Source organism: Bradyrhizobium sp. JYMT SZCCT0180, assembly GCF_018130165.1.
Lineage (GTDB): Bacteria > Pseudomonadota > Alphaproteobacteria > Rhizobiales > Xanthobacteraceae > Bradyrhizobium.
On sequence record NZ_JAFCLZ010000026.1, the window covers coordinates 108,105 to 118,223 of the forward strand.

Below are 10,119 nucleotides of genomic sequence, written 5' to 3' on the forward strand. Positions count from 1 at the left end.
TCCTCATGTTATCAGCCAACGCAACGCGCCGGTGCGGCGAAAGGTCCCGATAACAACAACGCGATCCAGGATACGCAAACTGCGTATCCGCGATACGCAAACGGCCAGGCAATGCCTGGCCGTCGTGTCGCCGAAGTCCGTGCAGGACTGTCGAAATGTTATTTCGCCGCCGTCGGCAGCGGCACCGGCTTGTCCGCCAGCGTGGCCAGATAAGCGATCACGTCGGCGCGCTCGCTGTCCTTGGTGATACCGGCAAAGCCCATCGCGGTGCCCGGAATAAAGCCCTTCGGATTGGCGAGGAACTTGTTGAGGTCGTCAAAGGTCCAGGTGCCGCCCTTGCCCTTCATCGCAGCAGAGAAATTGAAACCGCCGCGCCCCTCGCCCTTCTTCTCGTTGATGACACTGAACAGGTTCGGACCGACCCGGTTGGGGCCGCCCTTTTCGAAGGTGTGGCAGGCCGCGCACTTCTTGGCGGCGCCGAGACCCTTTTCAACCGAGGCGGTCTGCAGCAATTTTTCGATCGGCTCGGACGGCGCCGCGGCTTCCGTGGCCCCGCCTTTCGCCACTTCCTTCACAGCAATCTCGAAGCCCGGCTTTTCCGGCATATGGGGCGCGAAAATCGCGTTGGCGGCAAAGCTCGTCACCAGGACGAGAAGGCAGGTGGCGAGAACGGCGCCGATAATCTTGTTGAGTTCGAAGGAGTCCATAGCGGATCAGGCTCCAGGCCTTAAAGGATCGACTTAAAGGCCGGCAGAACGGCCGCGGTTTAGCCTCAGGAATCAGGCTTTCGCGCCGCACCCTCAGCAGGGTTGAGATATCGGTTTGCCCGGGCTCTGGCAACCCGTATAAACGCCCCGACTTTCCGCCAATCCCCATTATTTCCGGCCTGTTTTCGCTAGAACGTGACCTCGCGCCCGATGACCGAAACCCGCAACCTGGTGCTGATTCCCGCCCGCATGGCCGCCACAAGGCTGCCCGGCAAGCCGCTCTTGGACATCGGCGGGGTGCCGATGATCGTCCATGTGCTGCGGCGGGCGGAAGCCGCCAACATCGGCCGGGTCGCGGTCGCCACCGACACGGCGGAAATCGCCGCCGCGGTGACGGCCCATGGCGGCGAGGCGGTCATGACCCGCCCCGAACACCCCTCGGGCTCGGATCGGATTTACGAGGCGATGAAGGCGCTCGATCCCGATGGGAAAGCCGAGATCATCGTCAATCTGCAGGGCGATTTTCCGACCATTTCGCCAGAGAATATCCGCGACGTGCTGCCGCCCATGGCCGATCCGGCGGTCGATATCGCGACCCTGGCGGCCCAAATCCATACCGAGGAAGAGGACCTCGCGCCGAGTGTGGTCAAGGCGGTCGGCTCACCGATCGGCCCGCGGCGGTTGCGGGCGCTCTATTTTACGCGGGCCACGGCGCCCACAGGCGTCGGGCCGCGCTACCATCATATCGGCCTCTACGCCTACCGCCGCGCCGCGCTGGAGCGTTTCGTCGGGCTGCCGCCCTCGCCGCTCGAGCAGCAGGAGAAACTCGAGCAGCTCCGCGCGTTGGAAGCCGGCATGCGGATCGACGTCATGATCGTGGACACGGTCCCTCGGGGCGTCGATACCCCGGCCGACCTCGAAACTGCCCGCCAGATCCTGGCCAAAACCTGAACGGCTGATACAAGGCCCCCAGAAAGACGACATGACAAGCAAGCTGAAAATCGCGTTCCAGGGCGAACCTGGTGCCAACTCCCATATCGCTATCGTCGAGGCCTATCCGGACGCCGAGCCCTTGCCGTGCCCGACCTTCGAGGACGCGCTGGCCGCGATCTCCTCTGGCGAAGCGGATCTGGGGATGATCCCGATCGAGAATTCGGTCGCCGGCCGCGTCGCCGACATCCACCATCTGCTGCCGCATTCCGGGCTGTTCATCGTCGGCGAATGGTTCCTGCCGATCCACCACCAGCTGATGGCGCCGCGCGGCGCCAAGCTCGCCGACATCAAGACCGTCGAGAGCCACGTCCACGCGCTCGGCCAGTGCCGCCGCATCATCCGCAAGCTCGGCATCAAGCCGGTCGTTTCGGGCGACACCGCCGGAAGCGCGCGCATCGTCGCCGAACGCGGCGACAAGCATTGCGCCTCGATTGCGTCACGCCTCGCCGCCAATATCTATGGTCTCGACATTCTCGCCGAGGACGTCGAGGACGAGGCCCACAACACCACCCGCTTCGTGGTGCTGGCGCGCGAGGCCAAATGGGCCGAACAGGGATCGGGGCCGCTGGTCACGACTTTTGTTTTCCGGGTGCGCAACCTTCCCGCTGCGCTCTACAAGGCGCTCGGCGGCTTCGCCACCAACGGCGTCAACATGACCAAGCTGGAAAGCTACATGGTCGACGGCGAATTCTCCGCCACGCAATTCTACGCCGATGTCGACGGCCATCCCGAGGACCGGGGCCTGGCGTTCGCGCTGGAGGAGCTGAAATTCTTCTCGCGCGAATTCCGCATCGTCGGCGTCTACCCGGCGCAGCCGTTCCGCGCCACGTTCAGCGAGATGGTGGATTAATCTCAGTTGTCTTCCCGGCGAACGCCGGGACGACAGGCGTTACGCCGCGGCTTTTTTGCCTAGCCCGAACGCATCCGCCAGCAAACTATACGACTTCTTGCGCGCGTCGTGGTCGTAGACCGCCGTGATGATCATCAGTTCGTCCGGCTGGCTTGCCGTGATCATCGGCTGCAGCTTGGCCATCAGCGTTGCCGGGCTGCCGACGAACAGCCGCGAGCGGTTGCGGGTGATCGAGGCCCGCTCGGCGTCCGAATAGGGATAGGCCAGCGCCTCCTCGACATCAGGCAAGGGCAGATACTGGCCGCGGTCGCGGCGCAGGCGATTGAGATCCATCGAGGACGCCAGCTTTTCGGCCTCCGCGTCGGTTTCGGCGGCAACGGCTGCGATCGCCAAAATGCCGTGCGGCGCCGGGCGCCAGCCCGACGGCTTGAAGCGCGCGCGGTAATGCGTCATCGCCGCGATCGCGTCATAGGAGGCGAAGTGATGCGCGAACGCGAAGCCCATGCCGACCTGGGCGGCGAGTTCGGAACTGTAGTCGCTGGAGCCAAGCAGCCAGATCGGCGGCAGCGGCGAATCGTCCGGCATCGCCACCACATTGTTGTAGGGGTGCCCGGCCGGAAAATCGCGCGTCTCCCACAGAATGAGCTCCTGCAGCCGTTCCAGGAAATCGTCGCCCTCGCGCTTGTCGAGCCGGCTGCGCAACGCGTAAGCCGTGGCGCCGTCGGTGCCCGGCGCGCGGCCGAGACCGAGATCGATGCGGCCTGGGAACAGCGCCTCCAGCATCTTGAAGCGTTCGGCCACCACCAGCGGCGCGTGATTGGGCAGCATCACGCCGCCGGAGCCGACGCGGATGTTTTTCGTCACCGCCGCGATCTGTCCGATCATCAGATCGGGCGCGGGGCTCGCGACCGAGGCGAGGTTGTGATGCTCGGCGAGCCAGTACCTGACATAGCCAAGCCCATCGACATGGCGCGCCAGATCGATGCTGTTGCGCAAGGCCGCGGCGGGTTTGGTGCCGGTGGTGACGACGGAGAGGTCGAGGACTGAAAGCGGGATCATCGCGCTAGACTAGTGCGGCCGGTGGAAGCGACAAAGGCCCGGCCTGCGCAGATCAGGCCCGCGCTTCCGGGGACGGAGATCAGGACTCGACGCTCGCTGCGTGGGACGTGACGCCATATACTGGTTCGATATCGACATAGCCCACCGACCTCCTGAAGACTTGCCAGGAACCGAAAACGGATCAACTAGCTGTATTATATACAACTTTTGTTCTATTGGGCCGAAGGAGCATTCGGCCCACCAATCTATTATTACGGGCTAAAATTTCACTATTCATGTATTTAGTGGGCAAGTTCCCATCCCTGATGGGCTATTGAGACGGCCTCGTTTGGCCTATTTTAGCTGATGGCCGCTAGGCCTGATGCCCGTCCGCCTGTGGAGCCTGTGAGTGCCATGACCGAAGTTACGTCCGCCGCGTCCATTCACCGCGCGCTGCAATCGCCAAAAATCTCCTTTGAGTTCTTCCCGCCGAAGACCGAGGAGATGGAGCGCTCGCTCTGGGAAACCATCAACCGGCTGGCGCCGCTTGCCCCCAATTTCGTGTCGGTGACCTATGGCGCCGGCGGATCCACGCGGGAGCGCACCCATTCGACCATCGCCCGCATCCTGAAAGAGACCAGCTTGACGCCGGCCGCGCATCTGACCTGCGTCGGCGCGCCGAAGGGCGAGATCGACGACGTGGTCGCGCGCTATCACGAGATCGGCGTCCGCCACATCGTGGCGCTGCGCGGCGACCCCACCACCGGCATCGGCACTGCCTACAACGCGCATCCCGACGGCTATCAAAGTTCGCCCGACCTGATCGCCGGCATCAAGAAGCGTTATCCCGATTTTGAAATCTCGGTCTCGGCCTATCCGGAGAAGCATCCGGAGAGCCCGAACCTCGACGCTGACATCGACACGCTGCAGGCCAAGGTCGACGCCGGTGCGGCGCGCGCCATCACCCAGGTGTTCTTCGATAACGACCTTTATCTGCGCTACCTCGACCGCGTCCGCGCCCGCGGCATCAACATTCCGATCGTGCCCGGCATCATGCCGATGCACAATTTCAAGCAGGCCCGCAGCTTCGTGACCCGCGCCGGCACCACCGTGCCGTCCTGGCTCGCCGACAAGTTCGAAGGGCTCGACGACGACGCCGAGACGCGAAAGCTCGTGGCCGCAACTGTCGCGGCGGGCCAGGTGCAGAAATTGGCAAAACAGGGCGTCGACACCTTTCACTTCTACACCATGAACCGCGCGGACCTCGTGTTCGCGATCAGCCATTTGCTGGGCATCCGTCCCAATGGCGCACAGAAAGCTGCCTGATCCGATGACCGTACCTGTGTCCCCGAAGCGAACCGCCCTGCTCGCGGCTGCCCGCGAACGCATCCTGGTGCTCGATGGCGCCATGGGCACCATGATCCAGGGCCTGCAATATGACGAGGCGGCGTTCCGCGGCGAGCGTTTCAAGGATTTCCACCGTGACGTCCGCGGCAACAACGATCTCTTGATCCTGACGCAGCCGCAGGCGATCGAGGACATCCACGCCGATTATCTGCGCGCCGGCGCCGACATCGTCGCGACCAACACCTTCTCCTCGACCTCGATCGCGCAGGCCGACTACGACATGTCGGATCTCGCCTACGAACTCAACCGCGATGGCGCGCGGCTCTGCCGCAACGCCGCCGAGCGCGTCACCGCCGAGGACGGCAAGCCGCGTTTCGTCGCGGGCGCCTTGGGCCCGACCAACCGCACCGCCTCGATCTCGCCTGACGTTTCCAACCCCGGCTACCGCGCCGTCACCTTCGACGATCTGCGCAAGTCCTATGGCGAACAGATCAACGGTCTTCTGGACGGCGGCGCCGACCTGCTGCTGGTCGAAACCATTTTTGACACGCTGAACGCCAAGGCGGCGCTCTACGCCATCGCCGAAATCTGCGAAGAACGTAATATCGACGTGCCCGTGATGATCTCGGGCACCATCACCGACAAATCCGGCCGCCTCCTCTCCGGGCAATTGCCGGAAGCGTTCTGGAATTCGGTCAAGCATGCCAAGCCGGCCACGATCGGCTTCAACTGCGCGCTCGGCGCCGAGGATCTGCGCGCCCACATCGCCGACATCGGCCGCGTCGCGGACACGCTGGTGTGCGCCTATCCCAACGCCGGCCTGCCCAATGAATTCGGCCAGTATGACGAGAGCCCGGAGTTCATGGCGGGCCTGATCGGCGAGTTCGCAGCCGCGGGTCTCGTCAACATTGTCGGCGGCTGCTGCGGCACTACGCCCGCCCACATCGGGGCGATTGCGGCGGCCGTCGCCCCGCACAAACCCCGCATCATTCCAGTGATCGAGCCGCGCTTGCGGCTCTCCGGCCTGGAGCCGTTCGAGCTCACACCCGCGATCCCGTTTGTGAACGTCGGCGAGCGCACCAACGTCACGGGCTCGGCGAAATTCCGCAAACTGATCACCGCCGGCGATTACACCGCGGCCTTGCAGGTCGCGCGCGACCAGGTCGAGAACGGCGCCCAGATCATCGACGTCAACATGGACGAGGGCTTGCTGGATTCCGAAGCCGCGATGGTGACGTTCCTCAACCTCGTCGCCGCCGAGCCCGATATCGCCCGCGTCCCCGTCATGGTGGACTCCTCGAAATTCAGCGTGATCGAAGCCGGCCTGAAATGCGTTCAGGGCAAGCCGGTGGTGAACTCGATCTCGATGAAGGAGGGCGTGGAGAAATTCATCCACGAGGCCCGCATCGCGCAGCGCCATGGCGCCGCCGTGGTCGTGATGGCGTTCGACGAGGTCGGACAGGCAGACACTTTCGCGCGCAAGACCGAGATCTGCAAACGCGCCTATGACATCCTGGTCGACCAGCTCGGCTTTCCGCCCGAAGACATCATCTTCGACCCGAACATTTTTGCGATCGCAACCGGGCTGGAAGAACACAATAATTACGGCGTCGACTTCATCGAGGCGACGCGCTGGATCCGCCAGAACCTGCCGCATGCCCATATTTCCGGCGGCGTGTCGAACCTGTCGTTCTCGTTCCGCGGCAACGAGCCGGTGCGCGAAGCAATGCATTCGGTGTTCCTGTATCACGCCATCAAGGCCGGCATGGACATGGGCATCGTCAATGCCGGGCAGATGATCGTCTATGACGACATCGACCCCGAGCTGCGCCAGGTCTGCGAAGACGTCATCCTCAACCGCGATCCTGGTTCGTCCGAAAAACTGCTGGCGCTGGCGGAGAAATTCCGCGGCAAGGAGAAGCAGACCAAGGAGCAGGATCTGGCCTGGCGCGAATGGCCGGTCGAGAAGCGGCTTTCCCACGCGCTGGTGCACGGCATTACCGAATATATCGAGGCCGATACCGAAGCGGTGCGGCTGACCGTCGAGCGGCCGCTCAACGTGATCGAAGGCCCGCTGATGGACGGCATGAACATCGTCGGCGACCTCTTCGGCGACGGCAAGATGTTCCTGCCGCAGGTGGTGAAGTCCGCCCGCGTGATGAAGCAGGCGGTGGCCTATCTGATGCCGTTCATGGAAGAAGAGAAGGCCCGCAACCTCGCCAATGGCGTCACCAGCAACGGCGGCCGCAACGCCGCCGGCAAGATCGTGCTCGCGACCGTCAAGGGGGACGTCCACGACATCGGCAAGAACATCGTCGGCATCGTGCTGCAATGTAACAATTTCGAGGTGATCGACCTCGGCGTCATGGTGCCGGCCGCCAAGATCATCGAGACCGCCAAGGCCGAGGGCGCCGACATCATCGGGCTGTCCGGCCTGATCACGCCGTCGCTGGACGAGATGAGTTTTCTCGCCGGCGAGATGCAGCGGCAGGGCATGAACATGCCGCTGCTGATCGGCGGCGCCACCACCAGCCGCGTCCACACCGCCGTCAAGATCGACCCGAACTACAAGGGCGGCCCGGTGGTGCATGTCAACGACGCCAGCCGCGCTGTCGGCGTGGCCTCCTCGCTGCTGTCGCCGGACCGCCGCGAGGCCTATGCCGCCGACATCAGGACCGAATACGCGAAAATCTCCGCGGCGCATTTCCGCGCCCAGGCCGACAAGAAGCGGCTGAAGCTGGCCGATGCGCGCGCCAACGCGATGACTATCGATTTCGCCAAGACGCCGCCGACGAAGCCCGCATTCTTCGGCATCAAGAGTTTCGACGCCTACGATCTGGCGGAGCTGGCCGAATACATCGACTGGACGCCGTTCTTCCAGACCTGGGAGTTGACCGGGCGGTTCCCGGCCATTCTCGACGATCCCAAGATCGGCGAAGTGGCCCGCTCGCTCTATGACGATGCGCGCAAGATGCTGGACCTGATCATCAAGGAGAAATGGTTCACGGCGCGCGCCACCATCGGCTTCTGGCCGGCCAACGCTGTCGGCGACGACATCAAGGTGTACGCGGACGATGCCCGCAAGACCGAGATCGCGACCTTCCACACGCTGCGCCAGCAGCTGGAGAAGCGCGAAGGCCGCTTCAATTCGGCGCTGTCGGATTTCATCGCGCCAGTTGCTTCCGGCGTGCCCGACTATATCGGCGCCTTCGTGGTCACCGCGGGGATCGGCGAGGACGTCGTTGCCGACCGCTTCAAGAACGCCAATGACGACTACTCCTCGATCCTGTGCAAGGCGTTGGCCGATCGTCTCGCCGAAGCCTTTGCCGAACGGATGCACGCGCGCGTCCGCCGGGAATTCTGGGGCTACGCGCCGGACGAGGCGCTGGCGCCGGATCAGCTGATCCTCGAACAATATGCCGGCATCCGTCCCGCGCCCGGTTATCCCGCGCAGCCCGATCATACCGAGAAGGCGACGCTGTTCCGGCTGCTGGACGCCGAGAACACGGCAGGCGTGAAGCTCACCGAGAGTTATGCGATGTGGCCGGGTTCGTCGGTGTCCGGGCTCTATTTCAGCCATGCCGAGAGTTTCTATTTCGGCGTCGGCAAGATCGAGCGCGACCAGGTCGAGGACTACGCTGCGCGCAAGGGCATGAGCGTCGCCGAGACCGAGCGCTGGCTGGCGCCGGTGCTGAATTATATCCCGTCGCAGGATCAACCGGCGGCACCGGCGCCTGCGCTGATCGCGGCGGTCCCGGCGAACGATGTCGCCTCGCATCCGCCCGGCTGCACCTGCGCGGTGCATCTGGCGTATCGCAAGAAGGCGGTCGGGGCGTAAGGCTTCCCGGCACATACCGCTGTCATCACCGGGCTTGACCCGGTGATCCATCTTCTGGAGACTCTTTCGAAGGTGATGGATGCCCGGATCAAGTCCGGGCATGACAGAGTGTGCCGAGGCCCCATGAAATTCTTTTCCTTCTGGCGATCGCTGGCGAGCTTTCGCGTTCGCATCGCGCTCAATCTGAAAAACCTGCCGGCGGAAGTCGTGTTCATCGATCTCGACGCCAACGCACAGCGCGGCGAAGACTATCGCCGCGTCAATCCGCAGATGGCGCTGCCGTCGCTGGTGCTGGATGACGGCACCGTGCTGTTCCAGTCGCTCGCGATCCTCGAATATCTCGAGGAGACCCACCCCGCCCCGCCGCTGCTGCCCTCCGATCCGCGCGGCCGTGCCCGGGTGCGCGGGCTCGCGCAAATGGTCGCCTGCGAAGGCCATCCGCTGCTCACGCCGCGGGTGCGGCGCTATCTCGATCACGAACTGAATTTGCGCGACACCCAGCAGGCCGCATGGCGGCGACACTGGACGGTCGAGACGCTGGCGGCGCTGGAAGGCCATCTTGCCGACCACAAGGACACGGGGCGCTTCTGCCACGGCGATGCGCCCGGCATGGCCGACATCTGCCTGGTCACCCACGTCACCGCCGCGGTCAATCAGCAGATCGATCTCGCGCCCTATCCGGCCGTGAAGCGCATCTTCGAGACCGCGATGGCGCTGCCGGAATTCGCAAGCGCGCATCCGTCGATGCAGCCCGATACACCGGAAGCGATGCGGAAGAAGAAGGGGTGAGCGGGCACACTGTCTCATCACCACCACTCGTCGTCCCGGCGAACGCCGGGACCCATACGCCGCGGCGGCTGTTGTTTGCAGAAGGTCTCTAACGCCAACGCTCTAATCGATGGGCCGCGGCGTATGGGTCCCCCGATGCGCAATTGCGCATCTGAGCTCAAGGCCGGGACGACAGCATTGTTGTTGCTGCACTGAACGCACCTTCGCATTCTCGCGACGCATTGCGCCCGAGCTTTGCCAGAAACTTCCTTGCCCTCCAATGAGAGGGCGCAGGGAAGACCGGGTGCGCGCTGCACCCGCGGTCTCGTGTGCGGTTAGCACAACAAATGCTGCACACGAGCATACAGGGCAGCGGAGAGCATCCGGCCTTCCCTGCGCAATGGCTTTACGGCTTATGCCGTGATCTCCCCGGAGACGAGTTCTGGGTTGACTCCGTCGCTGTCGTTTCCGCTCACGCTTCTCCGACAGTTTGACGCCGGCAACGGGCGCCAGGACCACACGGTTTTGCCATACGCTTAATCCACGCCGTCGTCAGACGTGAGCAAGCGTCCACCGCA

Annotated in this window: 7 protein-coding genes; 5 read left to right on the plus strand and 2 right to left on the minus strand. The window is 63.9% G+C overall.

Annotated features, from left to right (window positions below):
- Window positions 1-158: 158 nt before the first annotated feature.
- Entirely contained in the window at window positions 159-707 is a 549-nt protein-coding gene (locus JQ641_RS31500) for a c-type cytochrome (protein WP_211999815.1), read from the minus strand.
- Window positions 708-917: 210 nt separating this feature from the next.
- Between JQ641_RS31500 and JQ641_RS31505 the strand changes: the two genes are divergently transcribed.
- Both JQ641_RS31505 and JQ641_RS31510 read left to right on the plus strand, forming a co-directional pair.
- On the plus strand, window positions 918-1,658 hold the full coding sequence (locus JQ641_RS31505) for a 3-deoxy-manno-octulosonate cytidylyltransferase (RefSeq protein WP_211999821.1): 741 nt from the start codon (window positions 918-920) through the stop codon (window positions 1,656-1,658).
- Between the two features lie 31 nt (window positions 1,659-1,689).
- A complete protein-coding gene (locus JQ641_RS31510; RefSeq protein ID WP_192737130.1) occupies window positions 1,690-2,550 on the plus strand; it encodes a prephenate dehydratase in 861 nt (286 codons plus the stop codon).
- A 39-nt stretch (window positions 2,551-2,589) separates the two neighbouring features.
- Here JQ641_RS31510 and JQ641_RS31515 read toward each other — a convergent pair whose 3' ends face one another.
- Window positions 2,590-3,609, minus strand: coding sequence for an LLM class flavin-dependent oxidoreductase (locus JQ641_RS31515; protein ID WP_211999823.1), 1,020 nt, complete (start codon window positions 3,607-3,609; stop codon window positions 2,590-2,592).
- A gap of 393 nt (window positions 3,610-4,002) precedes the next feature.
- On the opposite strand from JQ641_RS31515, the gene metF reads away from it, so the two are divergent.
- From metF to maiA, 3 genes are all read left to right on the plus strand, one after another.
- Window positions 4,003-4,914: a methylenetetrahydrofolate reductase [NAD(P)H] gene (metF, locus tag JQ641_RS31520; RefSeq protein WP_211999825.1), complete on the plus strand. Its 912-nt coding sequence runs from the start codon at window positions 4,003-4,005 to the stop codon at window positions 4,912-4,914.
- Between the two features lie 4 nt (window positions 4,915-4,918).
- Window positions 4,919-8,773, plus strand: a complete 3,855-nt coding sequence (gene metH, locus JQ641_RS31525; protein WP_211999841.1) for a methionine synthase — start codon at window positions 4,919-4,921, stop codon at window positions 8,771-8,773.
- A gap of 123 nt (window positions 8,774-8,896) precedes the next feature.
- Window positions 8,897-9,562 (plus strand): maleylacetoacetate isomerase, encoded by a 666-nt coding sequence (gene maiA / locus JQ641_RS31530; protein WP_211999847.1) that lies wholly within the window; start codon window positions 8,897-8,899, stop codon window positions 9,560-9,562.
- Window positions 9,563-10,119 lie beyond the last annotated feature (557 nt).